Annotated in this window: 25 protein-coding genes; 11 read left to right on the plus strand and 14 right to left on the minus strand. The window is 64.7% G+C overall.

Going from position 1 to position 19,454, the window contains the following annotated elements:
- Positions 1-36 precede the first annotated feature (36 nt).
- The 3 genes from trmD to rpsP form a co-directional block, all read right to left on the minus strand.
- Positions 37-825 (minus strand): tRNA (guanosine(37)-N1)-methyltransferase TrmD, encoded by a 789-nt coding sequence (gene trmD / locus AC0GNR_RS03425; protein ID WP_472899595.1) that lies wholly within the window; start codon positions 823-825, stop codon positions 37-39.
- A gap of 113 nt (positions 826-938) precedes the next feature.
- Positions 939-1,538 (minus strand): ribosome maturation factor RimM, encoded by a 600-nt coding sequence (gene rimM, locus AC0GNR_RS03430; protein WP_472899596.1) that lies wholly within the window; start codon positions 1,536-1,538, stop codon positions 939-941.
- A 19-nt stretch (positions 1,539-1,557) separates the two neighbouring features.
- On the minus strand, positions 1,558-1,824 hold the full coding sequence (gene rpsP / locus AC0GNR_RS03435) for a 30S ribosomal protein S16 (RefSeq protein ID WP_472899597.1): 267 nt from the start codon (positions 1,822-1,824) through the stop codon (positions 1,558-1,560).
- 223 nt (positions 1,825-2,047) lie between these two features.
- On the opposite strand from rpsP, the gene AC0GNR_RS03440 reads away from it, so the two are divergent.
- Together AC0GNR_RS03440 and AC0GNR_RS03445 are read left to right on the plus strand one after the other, a co-directional pair.
- On the plus strand, positions 2,048-2,578 hold the full coding sequence (locus AC0GNR_RS03440) for a GNAT family N-acetyltransferase (protein WP_472899598.1): 531 nt from the start codon (positions 2,048-2,050) through the stop codon (positions 2,576-2,578).
- The gene (locus tag AC0GNR_RS03445; RefSeq protein ID WP_472899599.1) at positions 2,575-3,033 is read left to right on the plus strand and encodes an NINE protein; all 459 of its coding nucleotides are present in this window, start codon (positions 2,575-2,577) and stop codon (positions 3,031-3,033) included. Before AC0GNR_RS03440 ends, AC0GNR_RS03445 begins: the two co-directional genes overlap by 4 nt.
- Before the next feature lie 22 nt (positions 3,034-3,055).
- Here AC0GNR_RS03445 and AC0GNR_RS03450 read toward each other — a convergent pair whose 3' ends face one another.
- From AC0GNR_RS03450 to AC0GNR_RS03475, 6 genes are all read right to left on the minus strand, one after another.
- Positions 3,056-4,039, minus strand: a complete 984-nt coding sequence (locus AC0GNR_RS03450; RefSeq protein WP_472899600.1) for an AEC family transporter — start codon at positions 4,037-4,039, stop codon at positions 3,056-3,058.
- Positions 4,040-4,087: 48 nt separating this feature from the next.
- Complete coding sequence (locus AC0GNR_RS03455) at positions 4,088-4,642, minus strand: DUF3299 domain-containing protein (protein WP_472899601.1); 555 nt, start codon at positions 4,640-4,642, stop codon at positions 4,088-4,090.
- A gap of 112 nt (positions 4,643-4,754) precedes the next feature.
- Positions 4,755-4,997 carry a hypothetical protein gene (locus AC0GNR_RS03460; RefSeq protein WP_472899602.1) on the minus strand — a complete coding sequence of 81 codons (243 nt, stop codon included), beginning with the start codon at positions 4,995-4,997 and terminating at the stop codon, positions 4,755-4,757.
- Positions 4,998-5,002: 5 nt separating this feature from the next.
- Positions 5,003-6,214: an ABC transporter permease gene (locus AC0GNR_RS03465; RefSeq protein ID WP_472899603.1), complete on the minus strand. Its 1,212-nt coding sequence runs from the start codon at positions 6,212-6,214 to the stop codon at positions 5,003-5,005.
- Positions 6,211-6,870: an ABC transporter ATP-binding protein gene (locus AC0GNR_RS03470; protein ID WP_472899604.1), complete on the minus strand. Its 660-nt coding sequence runs from the start codon at positions 6,868-6,870 to the stop codon at positions 6,211-6,213. Before AC0GNR_RS03470 ends, AC0GNR_RS03465 begins: the two co-directional genes overlap by 4 nt.
- The gene (locus AC0GNR_RS03475) at positions 6,867-7,379 is read right to left on the minus strand and encodes a Fur family transcriptional regulator (RefSeq protein WP_472899605.1); all 513 of its coding nucleotides are present in this window, start codon (positions 7,377-7,379) and stop codon (positions 6,867-6,869) included. The genes AC0GNR_RS03470 and AC0GNR_RS03475 overlap by 4 nt, the downstream gene beginning before the upstream one ends.
- A gap of 96 nt (positions 7,380-7,475) precedes the next feature.
- Between AC0GNR_RS03475 and aztA the strand changes: the two genes are divergently transcribed.
- The 4 genes from aztA to AC0GNR_RS03495 all read left to right on the plus strand — a co-directional run bounded on the left by aztA (position 7,476) and on the right by AC0GNR_RS03495 (position 10,645).
- Positions 7,476-8,288 (plus strand): zinc ABC transporter ATP-binding protein AztA, encoded by an 813-nt coding sequence (gene aztA, locus AC0GNR_RS03480; protein WP_472899606.1) that lies wholly within the window; start codon positions 7,476-7,478, stop codon positions 8,286-8,288.
- On the plus strand, positions 8,285-9,190 hold the full coding sequence (locus AC0GNR_RS03485) for a metal ABC transporter permease (RefSeq protein WP_472899607.1): 906 nt from the start codon (positions 8,285-8,287) through the stop codon (positions 9,188-9,190). Before aztA ends, AC0GNR_RS03485 begins: the two co-directional genes overlap by 4 nt.
- Before the next feature lie 16 nt (positions 9,191-9,206).
- Positions 9,207-10,145 carry a metal ABC transporter solute-binding protein, Zn/Mn family gene (locus AC0GNR_RS03490; RefSeq protein WP_472899608.1) on the plus strand — a complete coding sequence of 313 codons (939 nt, stop codon included), beginning with the start codon at positions 9,207-9,209 and terminating at the stop codon, positions 10,143-10,145.
- Between the two features lie 125 nt (positions 10,146-10,270).
- Complete coding sequence (locus tag AC0GNR_RS03495; protein ID WP_472899609.1) at positions 10,271-10,645, plus strand: DUF1636 family protein; 375 nt, start codon at positions 10,271-10,273, stop codon at positions 10,643-10,645.
- A gap of 27 nt (positions 10,646-10,672) precedes the next feature.
- On the opposite strand, the gene msrA is transcribed toward AC0GNR_RS03495, so the two are convergent.
- Positions 10,673-11,212 (minus strand): peptide-methionine (S)-S-oxide reductase MsrA, encoded by a 540-nt coding sequence (msrA, locus tag AC0GNR_RS03500; RefSeq protein WP_472899610.1) that lies wholly within the window; start codon positions 11,210-11,212, stop codon positions 10,673-10,675.
- A 49-nt stretch (positions 11,213-11,261) separates the two neighbouring features.
- Positions 11,262-12,149, minus strand: a complete 888-nt coding sequence (locus tag AC0GNR_RS03505) for a LysR substrate-binding domain-containing protein (RefSeq protein WP_472899611.1) — start codon at positions 12,147-12,149, stop codon at positions 11,262-11,264.
- A gap of 106 nt (positions 12,150-12,255) precedes the next feature.
- On the opposite strand from AC0GNR_RS03505, the gene AC0GNR_RS03510 reads away from it, so the two are divergent.
- Positions 12,256-13,443 carry an acyl-CoA dehydrogenase gene (locus AC0GNR_RS03510; protein WP_472899612.1) on the plus strand — a complete coding sequence of 396 codons (1,188 nt, stop codon included), beginning with the start codon at positions 12,256-12,258 and terminating at the stop codon, positions 13,441-13,443.
- 88 nt (positions 13,444-13,531) lie between these two features.
- Here AC0GNR_RS03510 and AC0GNR_RS03515 read toward each other — a convergent pair whose 3' ends face one another.
- The 3 genes from AC0GNR_RS03515 to AC0GNR_RS03525 are packed head-to-tail and all read right to left on the minus strand — an operon-like array spanning position 13,532 to position 16,172.
- Entirely contained in the window at positions 13,532-14,257 is a 726-nt protein-coding gene (locus AC0GNR_RS03515; protein WP_472899613.1) for an RNA ligase family protein, read from the minus strand.
- Positions 14,258-14,262: 5 nt separating this feature from the next.
- Complete coding sequence (locus AC0GNR_RS03520; RefSeq protein ID WP_472899614.1) at positions 14,263-14,790, minus strand: hypothetical protein; 528 nt, start codon at positions 14,788-14,790, stop codon at positions 14,263-14,265.
- Complete coding sequence (locus AC0GNR_RS03525; protein ID WP_472899615.1) at positions 14,787-16,172, minus strand: AAA family ATPase; 1,386 nt, start codon at positions 16,170-16,172, stop codon at positions 14,787-14,789. Before AC0GNR_RS03525 ends, AC0GNR_RS03520 begins: the two co-directional genes overlap by 4 nt.
- A 346-nt stretch (positions 16,173-16,518) precedes the next feature.
- Here AC0GNR_RS03525 and AC0GNR_RS03530 point away from each other — a divergent pair, with 346 nt between their 5' ends.
- Genes AC0GNR_RS03530 through AC0GNR_RS03545 form a run of 4 tightly spaced genes read left to right on the plus strand, consistent with a single transcriptional unit; the run spans position 16,519 to position 19,303 of the window.
- Positions 16,519-16,770: a type II toxin-antitoxin system Phd/YefM family antitoxin gene (locus tag AC0GNR_RS03530; protein ID WP_472899616.1), complete on the plus strand. Its 252-nt coding sequence runs from the start codon at positions 16,519-16,521 to the stop codon at positions 16,768-16,770.
- On the plus strand, positions 16,760-17,194 hold the full coding sequence (locus tag AC0GNR_RS03535; protein WP_472899617.1) for a putative toxin-antitoxin system toxin component, PIN family: 435 nt from the start codon (positions 16,760-16,762) through the stop codon (positions 17,192-17,194). The genes AC0GNR_RS03530 and AC0GNR_RS03535 overlap by 11 nt, the downstream gene beginning before the upstream one ends.
- Positions 17,195-17,248: 54 nt before the next feature.
- A complete protein-coding gene (locus tag AC0GNR_RS03540; protein WP_472899618.1) occupies positions 17,249-17,950 on the plus strand; it encodes a formylglycine-generating enzyme family protein in 702 nt (233 codons plus the stop codon).
- Positions 17,951-17,977: 27 nt separating this feature from the next.
- The gene (locus AC0GNR_RS03545; RefSeq protein WP_472899619.1) at positions 17,978-19,303 is read left to right on the plus strand and encodes an IS1182 family transposase; all 1,326 of its coding nucleotides are present in this window, start codon (positions 17,978-17,980) and stop codon (positions 19,301-19,303) included.
- The last annotated feature ends 151 nt before the right edge of the window (positions 19,304-19,454 follow it).

Below are 19,454 nucleotides of genomic sequence, written 5' to 3' on the forward strand. Positions count from 1 at the left end.
TCACGGCGGCCGGTCAGAGGATCGAAAAGCCTTGGATTATAGCCCGCCCAGCTCGCTGCGCAGCGCGCGCAGACATTTTTCATCCGCAGCGGTGAGTGCACCCCGCTCCCGCGCCTGCGCCAAAAGATCGGGCCGCAGGCGCGCTGTGAGCATCAGGCTTTGCTCGCGGCGGTAGCGCGCAATGCGCTCATGGTGGCCGCCGAGCAGCACCTCGGGCACGGTGACCGCTCCGTTCGGGCCCTCCCACGTCTCTGGGCGAGTGTGGTGCGGGCTGTCCAGCAAGCCATCCAGCGCAGGGTTGAAACTGTCTTGCTGGTGGCTGCCTTCGTCGTTCAACACCCCGGGCTGCAGGCGGGCTACCGCATCCAGCAGTGCCATGGCCGCAATTTCACCGCCCGACAACACAAAGTCACCCAGACTGATCTGCACGTCTACACAGGCATCAATGAAACGCTGGTCAATCCCTTCGTAACGGCCGCACACCAGCACCGCCCCCGTGCTCTGTGACCAGCTCTCCACCGCCGCGTGGTCGAGCCGATCACCGATGGGTGAAAACAGCAGCACAGGCGCCTGGGTTGGGGGGGGCTCGGCACGCTCGGCGCGCACCGCCTGCAAGCATTGCCAGAGCGGCTCGGCCATCATCACCATGCCGGGGCCACCGCCAAACGGACGGTCATCCACCCGGCGGTAATTGCCTTCGGCAAAATCCCGTGGGTTCCACAAACGCACCTCGACCAGGCCAGACTCAAACGCACGGCGGTTGATGCCGCAGGTCAAAAACGGGGCAAACAGCTCGGGGAAAAGGGTGATGACGTCGAATCGCATGGCGGTTATTGTCGCGCTCGCAGCGTTGACGTGGACAGGGCAAAAATGTCACTGGCTGCAACCACCTGGCAGCCATCACAACTGAGCGATCGCGACGCTCGGCAACGTTGCGTTTAGTAGTCCAGTTGCCAGTCCACCGTGATGCGGCGGGTGGACTGATCCACATTGTCCACATAGGCAGACACGAACGGGATCATGCGTTCGGCGATGCGCTCGGCACCGTCAACCGTTTCGGTGTATTCGAGCACCAGCACCGAATTGGGGCCGGTGGTGAGCAGGTCGCGCACGATGCCCATGTGCACGCCTTCGCGGTTGACCACATCGAGACCAATGAGGTCAACCCAGTAGTACTCGCCTTCTGGCGTGGCCGGAAAAGCACTGCGGGGCACATAAATGCGCACGCCTTTGAGCGCTTCGGCCGCGTTGCGGTCGTCCACGCCTTCGATGCGGGCCACCACGCCGTCGGCATGGATCTTGATCTCGGCGATCTTGACGGTGACGCAGCCGGAAAACGCCGAAAAGCCGCGCGCGAAGCGGGCTTCGGGCGGCTGCAAAAACCATTCGGTCGAGGCAAACAGCGCTTCGGTATCGGCGCTGTGCGGCAGGATGTGAAGCCAGCCTTTAAGGCCCCACGCCTCCTGGAATCGGCCGAGCTCGATGGCGTCGACCGGCAGGGAAGACGCCTTGAAGACGCCAGACGTGGGATCGCTCACGGGAGTCGCAGGCCTGGGATCAGGCAGCGGTAGCGGGAGCGGCTTTGGCAGCGTGTTGCTTGACCAGGCGGGCCACGGTGTCCGATGGCTCGGCGCCAACGCCGGTCCAGTAGGTCAGGCGGTCCACGGCGATACGCAAGGGCTCTTCACCACCACGGGCCAGGGGGTTGTAGAAACCGATACGCTCGATGAAGCGGCCATCGCGGCGGTTGCGCTTGTCAGCAACCACGATGTTGTAGAAAGGACGGGCTTTGGAGCCGCCGCGGGAGAGTCGAATGACGACCATGATTTATCCTTCGGGTGGAGAGGCACCACAATCGGTACCTCACCGGGTTTTCATCGGCTGAACTTCATCCGATTTGTCAACCCGTTTCATTGCAACGCTTGAGACACACGACTGACCACCCGGTCAGCGAAACGCCGCAAAACCCGCGATTATAGCCCCGTGCTGGCGCACTGGCCAGCACACATCCCTCACCGGCCCATGGCCGCCCAACCTTTTGCTATCCATGCCCCTGATTCGCCCCAGCCGCGACGAAGATCTCGACGCCATCACCCGCATTTACGGCCACCATGTGCTGCACGGCACTGGCACCTTTGAAACCACTCCGCCCAGCATGGCCGACATGACCACCCGCCGCGCCGACGTGCTGGCCAAAGGCCTGCCCTGGCTGGTGGTGGAAGACGGCGGCGAGGTGCTGGGCTTTGCCTATGGCAACTGGTTCAAACCCCGCCCGGCCTACCGGTTTTCGGTAGAGGATTCGATTTACATGGCGCCAGAAGCCGCAGGCAAGGGACTGGGGCGCGCCTTGCTGGCCGAGCTGCTGGCGGCGCTGGAGCGCGCCGGTGTGCGCAAGGTGATGGCGGTGATTGGCGATTCGGCCAACGCAGGGTCCATTGGCGTGCACCGCGCGCTGGGCTTTGAGCCCGCGGGCGTCATCAACTCATGCGGCTGGAAGTTTGACCGCTGGCTGGACATTGTGCTGATGCAAAAGCCGCTGGGCGCTGGCGACAGCACGCCACCGAAGGACCTGGCATGACGCGCCGCGCCAAAAACAAAACCGTGGCCACCTGGCTGGCTGTGGTGGTTGGCAGCATGGGCGTGCACCGCTTTTACCTGCGCGGCCTGGGCGACTGGATCGGCTGGCTGCACCCGATTGCGTCAGGTCTTGGCTGGTGGGGCGTGAACCGGGTGCAGGCGCTGGGGCAAGACGACAAGCTGGCCTGGGTGCTCATTCCTTTTTTGGGCAGCAGCATCGCGGCGGGCTGCCTGGCGGGCATTGTGTATGCGCTCAGCGACCGGGCCAAGTGGAACCGCTGGTTCAACCCGGGCACCGATGACGAAGCCAAGGCCGGTGCCACCAACTGGCTGACGATTGGCGCGCTGGTGCTGGGCCTGCTGCTGGGTACCGTGTCGTTCATGGGCAGTTTGACCTACGGCATCCAGCACTACTTCGAATACCAGATTGAAGAGGCCCGCAAGATCAGCCAGTAGCGCGCTCGCAAGGCGGAGCGGCTCAGTTCACATACGCCATCACCAGCATCACCAGGCTCAGCGTAAACAGCGCCAGCAAGGTGGACAGGCCCATGCTGGTGGTGGTGAGTTCTTGCGCCACTTCGTAGCGCTGGGCAAACAAAAACACGTTGGCGCCCATGGGCAACGCGGCAGCCACCACCATCACGGTGAGCGGCAAGCCGGTGATGCCGGATGCCCAGGCCGACAGACCCACCAGCAGCGGTAAAGCCAGGTTTTTGGACGCCGAGATCCACAGCGCCTGGCGCAAGTGGCCGCCCAGTGGTGTGCGGGCCAGCGTCACCCCCACCAGCACCAGCGCAATGGGGCCGAAGGCGCTGCCCAGCAGCTGCAGCGGTTTGTCCACCACCGCAGGCAAGGCCCAGCCGGTCTGGGCAAACAGCAAGCCGCTCAAAATGGGCAACGGAATGGGGTGGATCAGTGCGCCCTTGAAGGCCGACCAAGCCGTTTGCAGCACATGGGGCGCGCGCTCGCCACCGGCACGGGCTTCGCGGGCCACCGCCAGCTCCAGCACCACAGAGCCCACCGTGAGCAAGATCAGCGCGTGCACCGACACCAGGGTCAGCAGCGTCACCAGGCCAGCCTGGCCGTAAGCCAGCTCCACCAGGGTGATGCCGATCATGACCATGTTGGAAAACACCCCGCCCAGCGCCATCACCACACTGCTGCGGTTGAAGCCGCGCCAGGCAATGGACACGCCCAGCAGGGCCAGCGCCGCCGGAAAGTAAGCGGCCACGGGCCGCAAGTCCAGCGTCTCAAAATGCACCGCGCTCATGGTGCGAAACAGCAGGGCCGGGATCAGCAGCAAGAAGACAAGGTTGGACAGGTCCTTGACGGCTGCTTCACGAATCCACTGCAGTCGCCCGGCCAGGTAGCCGAGGGCAATGAGCAAAAAAACCGGGGTGAGGGAAGCGACGACGGGGTGGGTAGCGATGTTCACCCGGCGATGGTAGCGCCGACCCTGCATGGGCGCTGTCGCGCGGAGGCCGGCGCACAGCGGCTGAGGGCGATGACCTTACTTCACGCCCACACCCTCGGTGATGCGGTAGTACAACCCATAGGGGTCTTTTTGCAGCACATGGAACTTGCCCTCGACCACCACCGCGCCCAGGCTGTATTTGACCGGGGTTTTGGTACGCACTTCCACCATGCTTTCCGGGCCGCCGGGGGTGCAAAACGAACAGGTCAATGGCACCGAGGCCAGCAAGAAGTGGCTCTGCTGCTCGCCCGCTTCCAGCGGCATCATGAAGCCCTGAAGGCGCAGCGTTTTCTGGTTCAGCGCCGCGACGGCTTTGGGGTAGACGGGCACGATGCGCCGGTTTTCAATGCGCGTGGTCACGTCGGTCAGAACCGACCAGGCCACGACGTCGGTGCGTTTGGGCAGCGGCGCAAACGGACTCAGCGGGCTGTGCACGCCCGCGCCCTGCCCGTGCGGCACAGCCGACGGCGTGCCCGCAGGTGCAGATTTTGATGGTGTCGGCGTGCCCAGAGGCGACGACAGCGTCTGCGCGAAGGAAGCGGCCACTCCGCACACGGACAACGCAACAACAGAACGGGAAAAGTGATTCATGCGAAAGAAGTGTCTGAGCCCAAGAACGCCACAGAACCGGCTTGCCGGGCGCCAGCGTGGCCCCTTGAGGGGCTGAGCGGCTGCGCGCAGCGGGCAAGCGATGGGGGTGGGCTCAGTGGGCGTGTTTCATGCCGCAATATCTACCAATGGCCAGACCCTTGCAAGCCGCCTGGAGTTCCTTCATGCACACGTCTTCGCTCTTGGCCGATTCCAGACATTTCGCCGCGTTGTCGTGGGCGGCTGCCATGGCGCGGTGGCGGGCGGCGTCTTCCTTGCGTTCTTTGTCGGAATGCTGGGCCAGCGCGGCGGTGCTCAGCAACGCCGCAGCAGCTAGAAACATCGAATATTTTTTCATGTGCATCACCTCGAATTCAACAATGGCATCACATCCAGCCGGTAAGCGCTGAGCGCGGGCAGCCCCGCCGCCAAGAGCGCCACCCCCAACGCCAGCACGGGCACCCACACCTCGGTGCGCACCCATTGCCAGCCCGAGATGGCGCGCGACTGCTCGGCCATCAACATCGCGCCCAGCAGCGCGACCAAGCCGTGCGCCGCCAGCAAGCCCAGCACGCACGCCAGCGCCGCCAGCCACATAGCTTCACACAGCAGCAGCGCGCCCACCTTCAGCGGTGATGCGCCCAGCATGCGCAGCATGGCCAGGTCGCCCCGGCGCTCGCGCACCGCGCTCCACAGCGCGATGAAGACCGATAACGCCGCCACCCCCAGCAACACAGCGCCCAGCCCCTGAAACACCCGCGTGCCCACACCCACCAGGCTCAGCAGGCGGGTGATTTCCACCGCCGGCGCGGCCGCCTGCATGGCGGTGCTGTCGTTGATGAAGCGCGGCAAACTCACCGCCGCCAGCGGGGTGCTGTAGGTGATGAGCGCCAGCGTGATTTCGCGGTCGGCGGCCAACGCTGCGCGGTCTTCTTCGTCCATGTCGTCAGTGGCGTGCATGTCGTCGTGCACTTTCCATACCGACTCGGTGGCGGTCAGCACCAGCCGGTCGAGCACACAGCCGCAGGGCGCCAGCACACCGGTGACGGTGTAAGCCGCTTCGGCGTGCACAGCGCCGCCAGCGCCCAGGCCGTGCGCGCCTTCAAAGCTCTGGCCAGTTTGCAAACCGGTGCGGGCTGCCACCTGCGAACCCAGCACCGCTTGCATGGGCGCCTGCCACAGCGCGCCGTGCGCCAGCTTGGCGCCGAAATGGGCCGGGTAGTCGGCCGTGGTGCCCACCATGCGAAAGCCCGCCAGGTTGTCGCCCAGGCTCAGCGGAATGAGCTGGGCCACCTGCGGGTGCTGCTGCAGGGCCTGCACATCGGCCAGCGCGATGTTGCCCGGTGGCACGTCCACATGAAACACGCCCGCCAGAATGAGCTGCATGGGACTGCCTTTGGCGCCCACCACCAGGTCAATGCCGGCCAGGTCGCGTTCAAAGGCGCGGTCCACCTGGTCGCGCGCAATCAGCACAAAGGCCACGGACGCCAGGCCCAGCGCGAGCAACAGCAGGTTGAGCACCGTGGCCAGCGGGCGCGACCACAGGTAGCGCCACGACAGCGTGAAAACATTCATGCGATGGCCTCGCGTGCGATGGCGTCAAACGTGAGCACCTGCGCCTGCGGCAGAGCCTGCAGCACCCGCGCATCGTGCGTGGCCACCACCAATGTGGCACCGCAGGCCTGGGCACTGCGCTGCAAACGCTGCAGAGCGGTGGCACAGGCCGCGTCGTCCAGGCTGGCGGTGGGCTCGTCGGCCAGCAGCACGCGTGGGCGCAGCAACAGGGCGCGGGCCAGGGCTACCCGCTGAGCCTGTCCACCCGAAAGCTGGGCGGGTTTGCGGCCCGCCAGATCAGCCACGCCCAGCGCGGCCAGCCCCTGCGCGATGGCCGTGCGGTCCACCGGCAAACCAGCGGCGAAATGCACCAGCGCCAGGTTGTCGGCCACGGTGAGCGCGTCGCTCAAGTAGAGTTTTTGCGGCAAAAAGCCCACGTGGCGCGCCCTCCAGGCGTCGCGCAGGCCGGGGCCGAGCGCTGCCACGTCCTGTTCAGCCACCCGCAGCGCGCCCGCGCTGGGCGTGAGCAAACCCGCCGCCAGCGCCAGCCAGGTGGACTTGCCACTGCCCGACGGCCCGCGCAGCAGCAGCGTGCCGCCCTGCGCCACCGACACGTCGTCAAAGCGCAGCGCCTGCCCCGCAGGGTAGGCAAAAGCCACGCCCCGCGCCTGAATCACGCGAGCGGCTCCTGGGTGCCGCTGGGCGCAGCGGGTATGCAGCCGGCACAGGTGCCGTGAATGGACAGGTCGACCCGCTGGCCCTGGTGGCCCAGACTGGCCAGGGTGCGAAACAGATCGGTCGCCACGGCGCGGGTCGGTTCGCTGGCCTCGGTCAGTCGAAACTGGCGGTGGCAGGCATCGCATTCAAACCGGGGCACCAGACCGTCTTGCGGCGCGTCGGCCAGGCAAAAGCGCCAGGTGCGTGCGCCGTCGTCGGCGTGGCGTTGCAGCACGCCGCAGGCGGCCAGCCGGTCCAGCAGGCGGTACAGCGTGACGCGGTTGATGTCCAACCCCCGGGCCGTGAGCGAGGCCAGTGCCTGCGCATGGCTCAGCGTGCCCTGCGGATTCGCCAGGAACAGGCCGAGCACGGCGCGGGTGCCCAGGGTGCGGCGCAGGCCAGCGGCTTCCAGGCGGGTCTGAATCTCGGGCGGCACGGCAGCGGGCTCTTTGGCGGGACGGGCAGACATGGGCTTGCCTCCATTTGTTGCAACTAAGTTGCGTTACTATCGCCTTCTTTGCACATTAATGCAATTCAGTTGCAACAGTTTAAACGGCCCGCCCCCATGTCCCACCCGCCCGCAGACCCGACCACCTCGGCAGCTCCGGTGATTGAGCTGCACAACCTCACGCTGGGCTACGACCGCCACCCCGCGGTGCACCACGTCAGCGCGCGCATTGCGCCGGGCTCGCTGCTGGCGCTGGTCGGCCCCAACGGCGCAGGGAAGTCCACGCTCATCAAGGCGCTGGCGGGTGAACTGCGCCCCATCAGCGGCTCGGTGAGCGGCCTGACCGGGCAGCGCATCGCCTGGTTGCCACAGCACAGCGGGCTGGACCCGAGCTTCCCCATCGACGTGCGGCGCATGGTGGCCATGGGCCTGTGGCACCGGGTGGGCGCGCTCGGGCGCTTCACCGCCGAACACCGCCGCCTGTGCGACGAGGCGCTGGCCGCGGTGGGCCTCACCGGCTTCGAGTCGCGCGGGCTGGACACGCTCTCGGGCGGCCAGTTGCAACGCGCCCTGTTTGCCCGGCTGATCCTGCAGGACGCGCCAGTCGTCATGCTCGACGAACCCTTTGCCGCCGTGGACAACCGCACCAGCACCGACCTGCTAGCCCTGCTGCACCGCTGGCAGCACCAGGGCAAAACCGTCATCGTGGTGTTGCACGACCTGGCGCAGGTGCGCGCGCACTTCCCGCTCACGCTGCTGCTGGCGCGTGAGTTGGTGGCCTTCGGGCCGACCAACGAGGTACTGACCAACGCGCACTGGGCCCGGGCACAGCGCATGCAAGAACCGTTTGACGACGATGCGCCACCGTGCGCGGTCTCGCCAGAACTGCACCCCCACGCCCATCCCCACACGGCAGAGGCTCTGTCATGAGCGACATCACCGCATCGCCTCTCATGGCCTGGCTGCTGGCCAATCCCCTGCTCGGTCCGCTGGTCGAGTTCGGCTTCATGCGCAGCGCGCTGCTGGGCTGCGTGGCGCTGTCGCTCAGCGCGGCGCCCGTGGGCGTGTTCCTGATGCTGCGGCGCATGAGCCTCACCGGCGACGCCATGGCCCACGCCATACTGCCGGGTGCGGCCATCGGCTACCTGGTGGCGGGCTTGTCGCTCACCGCCATGACCATCGGCGGCGTGTTCGCCGGCCTGGCGGTGGCCGTGGGCTCGGGCCTGGTGGCGCGCAACACGGTGCTGCGCGAAGACACCAGCCTCGCGGCCTTCTACCTGCTCTCGCTGGCGCTGGGCGTGCTCATCGTCTCGGTGCGCGGCAACAGCGTGGACCTGCTGCACGTGCTGTTCGGCACCGTGCTGGCGCTGGACGACGCGGCGCTGCTGCTGCTCGGTGGCATCAGCGCGGTCACGCTGGTTTCGCTCGCCCTGCTCTACCGCCCGCTGGTGATGGAGTGCCTGGACCCGGGCTTCCTGCGCCAGGTCAGCCGCTGGAGCCCGGTGGCGCATTACGGTTTTCTGGGCCTGCTGGTCATCAACCTCGTGGCCGGTTTTCACGCGCTGGGCACGCTCATGGCCGTGGGCATCATGGTGCTGCCTGCGGCCACCGCGCGCTTCTGGGTGCGCCGCCTCGGCCCCCTGCTGCTGCTGGCCACCGCGCTCGCGCTGGCCGCCAGCCTGGCCGGCCTGCTGCTGTCGTACCACCTTGACCTGCCCACCAGCCCGGTGATCGTGCTCAGCCTGGGCGCGGCCTACCTGCTCTCGCTGCTGTTCGCCCCCCACGGCGCGCTGCGCCACCAGCGCCCTGCGTCGTCCCATCTCAAAGCCTGAACCCCAAGGATCCGCCATGACCACTTCTGCGCGTCGCCACTCCATCGCCTCCGCCATCGGCCTCGCCATGCTGGCGCTCAGCCCGGCGCTGCAAGCCCAGACCGCCACGCCCATCAAGGCCGTGGCCAGCTTCAGCATCCTCGGCGATCTCGTGCAGCAGGTCGGCGGCAACCGCGTGGCGGTCGACATGCTCGTCGGCCCCGGCAGCGACGCCCATGTGTTCCAGCCCACACCGTCACAAGCAAAGCTGGTCGGGCAGGCGCAGATTGTGTTTTCCAACGGCCTGGGCTTTGAAGGATGGATGAGCCGGCTGCTCAACACCGCCAGCTACAAGGGCCGCCATGTGGTGGTGAGCCAAGGCATCGAGCCCGTCAAGGGCAAAGCCGACGACCATGGCCACCAACACGGGCACAGCCACGGCGGTGCGGCAGACCCGCACGCCTGGCAAAGTGTGCCCAACGTGATCACCTACGTGGGCAACATAGCCAAGGGCCTGTGCGAGGTCGACGCCAGCAGCTGCGACGTGTACCAGCGCAACGCCGGCGCCTACATCGCACAGCTCAAGTCGCTGGACGCCGACATCAAGGCCGCCTGGGCCCCCATTCCGCTGGCTCAGCGCAAGGTGATCACCTCGCACGACGCTTTTGGCTACTACGCCAAGGCCTACGGCGTGAAGTTTCTGGCCGCGCAGGGCGTGAGCACCGAAAGCGAAGCCTCCGCCAAGGGCGTGGCGCAGTTGGTGCGGCAGATCAAAAAGGAAAACATCAAGGCGCTGTTTGTGGAAAGCATTTCAGACCCGCGCCTGATCGCCCAGATTGGCCGCGAAACCGGCGCCAAACCGTCTGGCGCGCTGTATTCCGACTCGCTGTCTGCACCCACGGGCAACGCGGGCAGCTACATCGCCATGATGCGCTTGAACACCCAGTCACTCACCGCCGCCGTGCGCGGGCTCTGAACACCCGTGGCCCCAGCGCACAAAGCTGTGGCGCCCCGGGGGCATGGGCGCGGTGGTAAGGTGCCGCCTCCCCGCTGGGCGCTTGCCCGCCCACCGCCATCCCCCGCCTTGACACCCATCCCCGCATGACGAACACCGAAATACTGGTTTGTGTGCTGTGCCGCCCCGCCGGCGCACCCCGCGAAGCCCCCCGCGCCGGCCGCGCCCTGTTTGAAGCGGTGCAAGAAGCCGCGTTTCTTGAAGACCTGCCGTTTGCGGTGCGCCCGGTGGAATGCATGAACGGCTGTTCGCGCTCGTGCACCGTGGCGCTGCAAGCGCCGGGCAAGAGCGTGTATTTTTTTGGCGACCTGACCGCCGACACCGAGACCGCCCAGCAGGTGATTGCCTGTGCCCAAATGCACCAGCTCAGCCCCGACGGCACCTTGCTGCGCGCCGAACGCCCCGAGCGCCTGCGCGAAGGCATTTTGGCGCGCCTGCCGGCCTGCCTGCCTGCGGCCTGAAGCGCCAGCGGGCGTGCCGGCTGAGCTTCAGCCGCGCGCCAGCCGCGCAAACGTTTTGCGAAATTTCGCCACCTTGGGCGCCGCCACGGCCATGCAGTAACCCTGGTTCGGGTTGCGCTCAAAAAAGTCCTGGTGGTAGTCCTCGGCGGGCCAGTAGTCGGCCAGCGCCAGCAGCTCGGTCACCACCGGGCGCCCAAAGGCATCGTCGCGCGCCAGTTCGTCCAGCAGCGTCTGGGCGGTCTGCCGCTGTTCGTCGTTGGTGTAATAAATGCCGCTGCGGTACTGCGTGCCGCTGTCGTTGCCCTGCCGGTTCAGCGTGGTGGGGTCGTGAATCACAAAGAAAATTTCCAGCAGCTCGCGCGTGCTGATCACGGTCGGGTCGTACACCAGCTTCACCACTTCGTTGCAACCGGTGCGCCCGGTGCACACCGCTTCGTAGCTGGGTTGAGCCGCCTGCCCGTTGCTGTAGCCCGACTCCACGTCCGTCACGCCGCGCACTTCTTTGTACACACTCTCGGTGCACCAGAAGCAGCCGCCGCCCAGCACGATGGTTTGCAAATCAGTCATGTTGTGTTCCTTGAAGGCCGGCGGTGAAAAACCCCGGCAGCCCGCCACTCTAGCCCGGCTGCGCCGCAGCGCGCACCGTGGCCAAAAATGCCCCCAGCGCCGCCTCGTCGTGCCCGGTGCGCCACAGGCAGTGTGTGTCGTAAGGCGCCAACGGCTGGGCCAGCGGCACAAACACCACGCCGGGCAAACCGGCCTGCTGCAGCGCCGCCGGCACCAGCGCCACACCCAGCCCCTGCGCAATGACCGACACCACGCTCAGCCAGTGCCGCAGTTCAAAGTGCAGCGCCGGTTCAAAACCCGCCTCGGCACAGGCCGCCAAGATGCGGTCGTGGTAGTCGGGCGACACCGCCCGCATCACCACGGCAAACGCCTCGCCCTTCAGCCGCTCCAGCGGCAGCACCGCCTGCGCTGCCAGCGCATGGCCCGCCGGCAGGCAGGCCATAAAAGGCTGGCTCGACACCAGAATTTGCGAAAAACCCGCTGGCACCCGGGTGGTGTGCACAAAGCCCAGGTCCAACCGGTCGTGCACCAGTTCCACCAGCTGTTCGCTGCTGCTCAGCTCGCGCAGCGCCAGGCGCTGCCTGGGGTGCGCGCTGCCAAAAGCCCGCAGCACCTGCGGCAAACCGCGGTAGAGCACGGTGCCGGCAAAGCCAATGTGCAACTGCCCCGCTAGGCCCTGCCCCACGTCGCGCGCCTCGCGGGCCGCCATGGCCGCCTGTTCCAGCAGCGCCTGCGCACGAGGCAAAAAAGCCAGCCCAGCAGCGGTGAGCGCCACGCCGCGGCTGTTGCGCTCAAACAGGCGCGCGCCCACCGAGGCTTCCAGCTGCTGAATATTGAGCGAGAGCGGCGGCTGCGTCATGGCCAGCCGCTGGGCCGCGCGCCCAAAATGCAGCTCTTCGGCCAGCACGGTAAAACAGCGCAGGTGGCGAAATTCCATAAATATGTTTTTTGTATTGATTAATCGTTAATCAATATTAGACAGCTATTCATGGGCCAACGACAATGCCCAGCAAACCCCACCCCGACCACCGGAGACCCGCACCATGGCATCGAACAAAAACACCTTCAGCTGGGAAGACCCCTTCCACCTGTCCGCCCAGCTCACCGACGACGAGCGCCAGGTGCAAGAAGCCGCCCGCGCCTACTGCCAGGAAAAGCTGCTGCCCCGCGTGACCGAAGCCTTCCGCCACGAAACCACCGACGTGTCCATCTTCCGTGAGATGGGCGAGCTCGGCCTGCTTGGCCCCACCATCCCCGAAGCCTACGGCGGCAGCGGCCTCAACTACGTCTGCTACGGCCTGGTGGCCCGCGAAGTGGAGCGCGTCGATTCGGGCTACCGCAGCATGATGAGCGTGCAAAGCTCGCTGGTGATGGTGCCCATCAACGAATTTGGCAGCGAAGCGCAAAAGCAGAAGTACCTGCCCAAGCTGGCCACCGGCGAGTGGATCGGCTGCTTTGGCCTCACCGAACCCAACCACGGCAGCGACCCGGGCAGCATGGTCACGCGCGCCAAGGCCGTGCCCGGCGGCTATTCGCTCAGCGGCGCCAAGATGTGGATCACCAACAGCCCCATCGCCGACGTGTTCGTGGTCTGGGCCAAAGACGACGGCGGCCAAATCCGTGGCTTCATTCTGGAAAAAGGCTTCAAAGGCCTGAGCGCCCCCGCCATCCACAGCAAGGTCGGTCTGCGCGCTTCCATCACCGGCGAGATCGTGATGGACGAGGTGTTCGTGCCCGAAGAAAACGCCTTCCCGGATGTGCGCGGCTTGAAAGGCCCATTCACCTGCCTGAACAGCGCACGCTACGGCATCGCCTGGGGCGCACTCGGCGCCGCCGAGGACTGCTACTTCCGCGCCCGCCAGTACGTGATGGACCGCCAGCAGTTCGGCCGCCCGTTGGCCGCCAACCAGCTGATCCAGAAAAAACTGGCCGACATGCTGACCGAGATCAGCCTGGGCCTGCAAGGCTGCCTGCGCCTGGGCCGCATGAAGGACGAAGGCACCGCCGCGGTCGAGATCACCAGCATCCTGAAGCGCAACAGCTGCGGCAAGGCGCTGGACATCGCCCGCCTGGCACGCGACATGATGGGAGGCAACGGCATCAGCGACGAATTCGGCGTGGCGCGGCATTTGGTGAACCTGGAGGTGGTGAACACCTACGAGGGCACACACGATGTGCATGCGCTGATTCTGGGCCGGGCGATTACGGGGATTGCGGCGTTTTCGAACTGATTGAGTTCGCACTCGCCAACAAGAAGGGCTGCCGATGGCAGCCCTTCTTGTTTTGACTTCTGAACGACGGAACTCATGACCTGAGCAATCAATCAGGACGCTTTAAGGCGGGATAATTTTTATGTAATGCGGGAGAAACAACCCGATTCCATTCAGTCGCACGCTTGCGCCAATGCGCGTCGATGGCTTGAGTGAAGTCAGCCCGAACCAGCTTGGCTCTTGTTTCGCACCATTGCTCAGACTCCCGGCGCACGACAACACCCTCCAGCGGCCCATGGCGATAGTGGCTGGCCGTTGTCGCCACCAGCTCTTTCAGAGTAACAACAGTATGCTTACCGGTAGCCACTTGGGGAACCGTGGCCAATCCTGACGCTACAGCCAGCGCATTGCGGCGTGAGGTGCTCCAAAAACGTCCTGCAGAGCGGTCGTACACATCAAACAGTAAGAACCAGTCTGGCAACGCGGCATAGTCCAGCGAATGGCGCGCGGCGCACCATTCACCAAACATGATGACGTTGGGTTTCAGAACACCGTGCAGCGAGTCGCCGTGCTGGGCAAGCCATGCGGGCAACCGAGAAAACTGCCCGGCATGAGGTTCGACCAAATACTGCCCACGGTTCTGCGCGCGCAAGCTGCCATCTGGTGCGAACGAGAAGCCGAGGTTGGCGCCATCAAGCTTTTCTTCCACCACCACGTCGCCCGCCAGCAAGGCCTGCGCCTCCTCAAGTGAAAGCACCTTGTCGTCGCGCGGCGTGCCCTCGCCAAGCCATGCGAGGTGGGGTGTGTGAGGAAAACGAAAGAAGTCTCCATCCATGGGATTCAGCCCGGCAGTTGGGGAACTGGCTTAGCAGGGAACTTCTTGCCGTAGAACGAGCAGGCATCAATTGGGCACAAAAAATCAACCTCAACGCCCCTGGCCCGCAAGGCTGGCCACCAGTCCAGCCATTTGCAATCCGCCGCCTGCCAAATCTTGGGTTTTTCCGGGTGAGCGTGAGCCACGGCGGCAAACTTCCGATCTGGTGCATCAAATATTGGTTCCAATGCGGGATCAGGGAACTCTGTGAAGCAGTTTTCAGCGGTTTCGTTCAGAGTGACATGCTCCACCTGCGCAGTGCCAGATTGCCGAAGCAGCCATTTCAGGAAGACATCCCCAACACCTTTGGGCGGATTGAGACTGGTTTTGTGCTGGTACTCACCCAGAATCCGAAAACCATCGTCGATGACAGTTATCCCCTTCTGTTGCATGGCCTGCAGCCGCTTGACGCATTCGGTCACGCACTCAGGAGAAACATCGGCATGCAGGCCGTTGGCGACCAAGAGCACGTTGGTATCGATTACCGCCTTCACCGTGCACCACCTTGTTGGCTGATTTCCCTCTTGCGCTTCATTGCAGCCAGGGTGCGTCCCGCGATGTCAGCCATCTCATCGCCGAAAAAGTGCTCGGGCCAGTTTTCGATCTCACCAAACATGTTCAGTCTCAGCGGCTCCAACTCGGTGGCTGAGCCTGCGCGGCGGCAGAAGTACACCGCCACGTCTTCAGGCCTGACCACTTCCTCGGCGACCCGGCGCTGCAAGCGGTTCAAGAAATGCTCAGAGTGACTCTCCACGATCAATTGAACGTCGCGCGGTTTTCCGCCCTCACGGGCCTGGGTCGCTGAAATAAAGACGTCGGCCAACTCTGCCTGAACTTGCGGGTGCAGATGGATTTCAGGTTGTTCCATCCACACTGTGGAATGCGGGGGGCAGTAAAACGCTTGCACCAACGCTGGCAGTACCTGAGAGATACCAAAGCCAACGTCAGTGATCTTTACCTCGGGTGCTTTGGCATGGGTCTTCACCAGCACCTCGTATTCCTTCCGGCCCTCGGCCACAGGGCGTACAGCGAAGTCGTGGATGACACCCAGGTCCTTGAGCCAAGCGGCTATGAACTCGGCGAAGCCCTTGGTGTGGTGTCCGACCTGACGGTTGAGACGGCGGCCTTCACCCTCCGCCGCCAAGATAGCTGCCACCGCGTACTCGCCCATTTGACCGACGTTTGCTGGCGTATCGCCCGACCACTGATAGGTACGCCGGGGATGACTGCGCAGAGGCCCTAGGTAGGAAATGCGCTCCAGCATTCCTTCGGTAGCAAGCGCGAAGTCCGCCAGAAAACCGGCATTCTTGTATCGAGCCATGCTGGTATCGGACAGGCGGTAAAACTTTTCAGGCTCTTCCAACGGCCATTTGCGCCCATCGGCCATCTTGAAACCGTAGCGAGCAGAAGTCAGGTTAAGTTTGCGTTTTTCGTCGCGTTCAAGGGCAAAGTCGAGCACCTCGCTGTCACCTGAAGACAGGGCATAGCGGAGTGCATGAACTTCCGGTTGTTGTGCTTTATTGGCCGCAAGCGTCACATCCAAGCTCATGTGATCGCCTTGATATCGCGATTCAGCTTGCAATGGGTCGCGTACATCCAACACCTTGGGGAGAGCCCAACCCAGCTCAAAGGAAAGCGACTGCTTCAGGTCGTGCCCATGCAGGCAGTCGGTGAAAGTGCCCAGATCGATCAGCGATGAGGCATCACCCAGATGAAGGGCGCGCTTGCGATCACTAGAGCGTGCCGTTTGTTGCAATGCCAGCAGCAGGTGACCCAAGCTGCTCTTTCCCGCGCTGTTGGCGCCGAAAAGCACGGTCAGCGGGGCTAGGCGAATTGGGCCGGTATCTTTCCAAGCTTTGAAGTTTTTGATGTGCAAGTGGGTAAGCATCGGTCCGGTTCTCCGTCACTCATTCATATTGAAGCACCTGAATCTGGCGCTGGATTTGCTAGCTCTTCAAGACATGCAATGTCGCGCCCTTAAAGCAGCACACTCGAGTTTTGGGCTTGTTGGTCATTTGGACGATATGGTCAGATCTCGCTTTTGGCGCTCCAAGTCCAGCCCTATCGCGAACAACCATTGGCGTGAAAGCGTACACGATCAGGCGACAGCCTCTTTGCAGTAGCAGCCGAGTGTCAGCAATAGGCAAGACACTCAACAAGCCAAACACACGAATCGAACGATTCGTGTGAAAATCGACCGTCATGAACACCGGAGCCCACGCATGCTCTCCTACACCGCCAACCAAGCCAAAACCCACTTCGGGGCGTTCCTTGACGAGGTGCAGCGCGAGCCCGTGCAGGTGCTCAAGCGCGACCGCGTGGTGGGTGTGATGGTCAGCGCGCAGGACTATGAGGCCATGCGCAATTTTTACGCGAACCGCCTACAGGGCACGCTGGCGCAAAACGCTGCGAGCGCCGCCGCACAGGGCCTGACGGAAGACGAGCTGCAGCGCCTGCTGGTCGATGAGAGCTGAGCGCCAGCGGCTGGTGGTACTGGACACCAACGTCTGGCTCAGCGCGGCACTGTCGCCCAACGGCGCGCCTGCACGGGTGGTCCGTGCGGTGCTGCTGAAGGAGCTGGCGGTGTTTTCCGATGCAACGTTCGCGGAACTGGAAACCCGAATCTGGAAGCCCAAGTTCGACCGCTACATCAGTCTGGAAGCGCGCAAGAGCATCTTGCGCGATGCGCGTGCGGCGGCGCAGTGGGTAGACATTCCGCAGGAACTGGCGGCACTGCGCTGGAGCCGTGATGCGGATGACGACGTGTTCATTCAAACGGCGCTGGCGGCGCAGGCGCCCTGGCTGGTGACGGGGGACGACGATCTGCTGTCGGTGCCTGCGATTGACGGGCTGAGCATCGTCACACCCGCGCAAGGTTTGCTGTCCATCGGAACCTGACACGCCGAATCCCCGCGCAGCACTCGGTCAAACCCACACTGCGATCATGTGGACATGAACCCATCCATCCCACTTCAACCTGCTGCAAAGCGCCCCTGGCGAATCGCGACCGCCGCCGGCGCGGTTGGCGGCTTGCTGGCCGTCTGGGCGCCCGCTGCACAGGCCCAATCAACGGCGGCAGAGCCGCCGCGCGCGCGGGTGGGGCCTTTGCTGGTGGACCGCACCGAAGTGACCATTGGCCAGTTTGCCCGCTTCGCCCAAGCCACCGGCACCGTGACACGCGCCGAGCGCGAGGGTGGCGGTTTTGAATATGTGGGCGGCTGGCAAAGGCGGCCCGGCTGGACATGGCGCACACCCGATGGGGTGCCGCCTGCGTCCAACCAGTTGCCTGCCGTGCACCTGACGCACGCCGAAGCCGAGGCCTATTGCCGCTGGGCGGGTGGCCGCTTGCCCACCGCTGCGGAATGGACCAGCGCGGCCTACACCGAACAGCGCAACCCAGCCCCGGCGCCTTGGGTGCGCGGCACCACTTATCCCTACCCCACCGGGAACACCCCGCAAGGCGCCAACACCAGCGGCGCCGATGCCTGGCCACGCGCCGCGCCGGCAGGGGCCACAGCCGAGGGTGTGAACGGCCTTTTCGACATGGGGGCGAATGTGTGGGAGTGGGTGAGCGACGCGCAAGGCGCCGAGCGTCGCACCATGGGCGGCTCGTGGTGGTACGGACTAGGAGCCTGCGCGGCAGAAGCGCCATGAGGTCCGAATGCTTGGTAAATTGTGGGCATGGCCGCAAGTTACCTCCCCTACGAACCGCAACAGCAGCGACTGCTGCCTGACGCACTGCAAGACTGGCTGCCCGAAGGGCATCTGGCGTACTTCATCAGCGACAGCGTCGACAGCCTGGACCTGAGGGCGTTTCACGCCCGTTACGACAAGGGCGGCCCACGCAACCAACCGTTTCACCCGGCCATGATGATCAAGGTCTTGATCTATGGCTACGCCACGGGCACCTTCAGCTCGCGCAAGCTGGCGGCCAAACTGCATGAAGACGTGGCGCTGCGGGTGCTGGCCGCAGAGAACTACCCGGCGCACCGCACGCTCTCGGACTTTCGGGCACTGCACCTGCAAGAGCTCTCGGCCTTGTTCGTTCAGGTCGTTCGCCTGGCGCGCGAGTGCGGCCTGGTCAAACTGGGCACCGTGGCGGTGGACGGCACCAAGCTCAAGGCCAATGCGAGCCGTCACAAGGCCATGAGCTACGAGCGCATGCTCAAGGCCGAGGCCGAACTCAAAGCGCAGATTGACGGGCTGCTCAACAGAGCTAAGGCGGCCGACGACCTGGAAAAGAACGAACCCGACATCGACATCCCCAGCGAGATCAAACGCAGAGCCGATCGGCTGGCCGCGATCACGGCGGCCAAGCTGCGGCTGGAACAACGCCAGCGAGAAGCCGATGCAGCCCGCGGGCGCAGCCAGAACGATCAGCGCAAACCCCGGGACAAGGACGGCAAACCCAAGGGCGGGCGCTACAAGCGCGACTTCGGCGTGCCCAAAGACAGCGCCCAGGAGAGCTTCACCGACACGGACAGCCGGATCATGAAGCGTGCCGGTGGGGGCTATGACTACAGCTACAACGCGCACACGGCGGTGGACGAGAGCGCGCAGATCGTGGTGGCGGCCGAGCTGAGCAACAACGCCACCGACAGCGACCGCCTGCCCGTGTTGCTGGCGGCGGTGAAAGCCAACCTGTGCGAAGACGCCAGGCAGGTGCTGGCTGATGCGGGGTTCCGCTCGGAGTCGGTGTTCGAGCAGATCAAGGACAGTCCGAGCGAGTTGATCGTGGCGCTGGGGCGCGAGGGCAAGCAGGCGCTGGAGATTGACGCCCGGAAGTACCCGCGCAGCGCGGCGATGGATGCCAAGTTGAAGACACCCGAGGGCAAGGCGGCCTACCGCAAGAGGAAGTGGATCGTGGAGGCGCCCAACGGCTGGATCAAGAGCGTGCTGGGGTTCAGACAGTTCAGCCTGCGCGGACTGGACAAGGTCAAGGCCGAGTTCAAGCTCGTGTGTCTGGCGCTGAACTTGAGACGGATGTGCAGTTTGCGCGGCATTTGAGGGAAAACGGGGCATCTCGGGGCGCGAAACGGGGCGTTCAGACCTGACCAAGGCCGCCGTAAGGACCACGCCAAACAACGGAAGCGATCAAATCGCCCGAGGCACCGCGCAGCGGTCCTCAAATCAGTACGCGAAACGTTCTGCCGCGCAG

The sequence above is a fragment of the Hydrogenophaga sp. LT287 genome, from assembly GCF_055702805.1.

Bases quoted from the DNA above. Each gene is read 5' to 3' on its own strand.
- trmD (WP_472899595.1), bottom strand. From the start codon at position 825: ATGCGATTCGACGTCATCACCCTTTTCCCCGAGCTGTTTGCCCCGTTT.
- rpsP (WP_472899597.1), bottom strand. From the start codon at position 1,824: ATGGTCGTCATTCGACTCTCCCGCGGCGGCTCCAAAGCCCGTCCTTTC.
- AC0GNR_RS03440 (WP_472899598.1), top strand. From the start codon at position 2,048: ATGCCCCTGATTCGCCCCAGCCGCGACGAAGATCTCGACGCCATCACC.
- AC0GNR_RS03445 (WP_472899599.1), top strand. From the start codon at position 2,575: ATGACGCGCCGCGCCAAAAACAAAACCGTGGCCACCTGGCTGGCTGTG.
- AC0GNR_RS03450 (WP_472899600.1), bottom strand. From the start codon at position 4,039: ATGCAGGGTCGGCGCTACCATCGCCGGGTGAACATCGCTACCCACCCC.
- AC0GNR_RS03455 (WP_472899601.1), bottom strand. From the start codon at position 4,642: ATGAATCACTTTTCCCGTTCTGTTGTTGCGTTGTCCGTGTGCGGAGTG.
- AC0GNR_RS03460 (WP_472899602.1), bottom strand. From the start codon at position 4,997: ATGAAAAAATATTCGATGTTTCTAGCTGCTGCGGCGTTGCTGAGCACC.
- AC0GNR_RS03465 (WP_472899603.1), bottom strand. From the start codon at position 6,214: ATGAATGTTTTCACGCTGTCGTGGCGCTACCTGTGGTCGCGCCCGCTG.
- AC0GNR_RS03475 (WP_472899605.1), bottom strand. From the start codon at position 7,379: ATGTCTGCCCGTCCCGCCAAAGAGCCCGCTGCCGTGCCGCCCGAGATT.
- aztA (WP_472899606.1), top strand. From the start codon at position 7,476: ATGTCCCACCCGCCCGCAGACCCGACCACCTCGGCAGCTCCGGTGATT.
- AC0GNR_RS03485 (WP_472899607.1), top strand. From the start codon at position 8,285: ATGAGCGACATCACCGCATCGCCTCTCATGGCCTGGCTGCTGGCCAAT.
- AC0GNR_RS03490 (WP_472899608.1), top strand. From the start codon at position 9,207: ATGACCACTTCTGCGCGTCGCCACTCCATCGCCTCCGCCATCGGCCTC.
- AC0GNR_RS03495 (WP_472899609.1), top strand. From the start codon at position 10,271: ATGACGAACACCGAAATACTGGTTTGTGTGCTGTGCCGCCCCGCCGGC.
- msrA (WP_472899610.1), bottom strand. From the start codon at position 11,212: ATGACTGATTTGCAAACCATCGTGCTGGGCGGCGGCTGCTTCTGGTGC.
- AC0GNR_RS03505 (WP_472899611.1), bottom strand. From the start codon at position 12,149: ATGGAATTTCGCCACCTGCGCTGTTTTACCGTGCTGGCCGAAGAGCTG.
- AC0GNR_RS03510 (WP_472899612.1), top strand. From the start codon at position 12,256: ATGGCATCGAACAAAAACACCTTCAGCTGGGAAGACCCCTTCCACCTG.
- AC0GNR_RS03515 (WP_472899613.1), bottom strand. From the start codon at position 14,257: ATGGATGGAGACTTCTTTCGTTTTCCTCACACACCCCACCTCGCATGG.
- AC0GNR_RS03530 (WP_472899616.1), top strand. From the start codon at position 16,519: ATGCTCTCCTACACCGCCAACCAAGCCAAAACCCACTTCGGGGCGTTC.
- AC0GNR_RS03535 (WP_472899617.1), top strand. From the start codon at position 16,760: ATGAGAGCTGAGCGCCAGCGGCTGGTGGTACTGGACACCAACGTCTGG.
- AC0GNR_RS03540 (WP_472899618.1), top strand. From the start codon at position 17,249: ATGAACCCATCCATCCCACTTCAACCTGCTGCAAAGCGCCCCTGGCGA.
- AC0GNR_RS03545 (WP_472899619.1), top strand. From the start codon at position 17,978: ATGGCCGCAAGTTACCTCCCCTACGAACCGCAACAGCAGCGACTGCTG.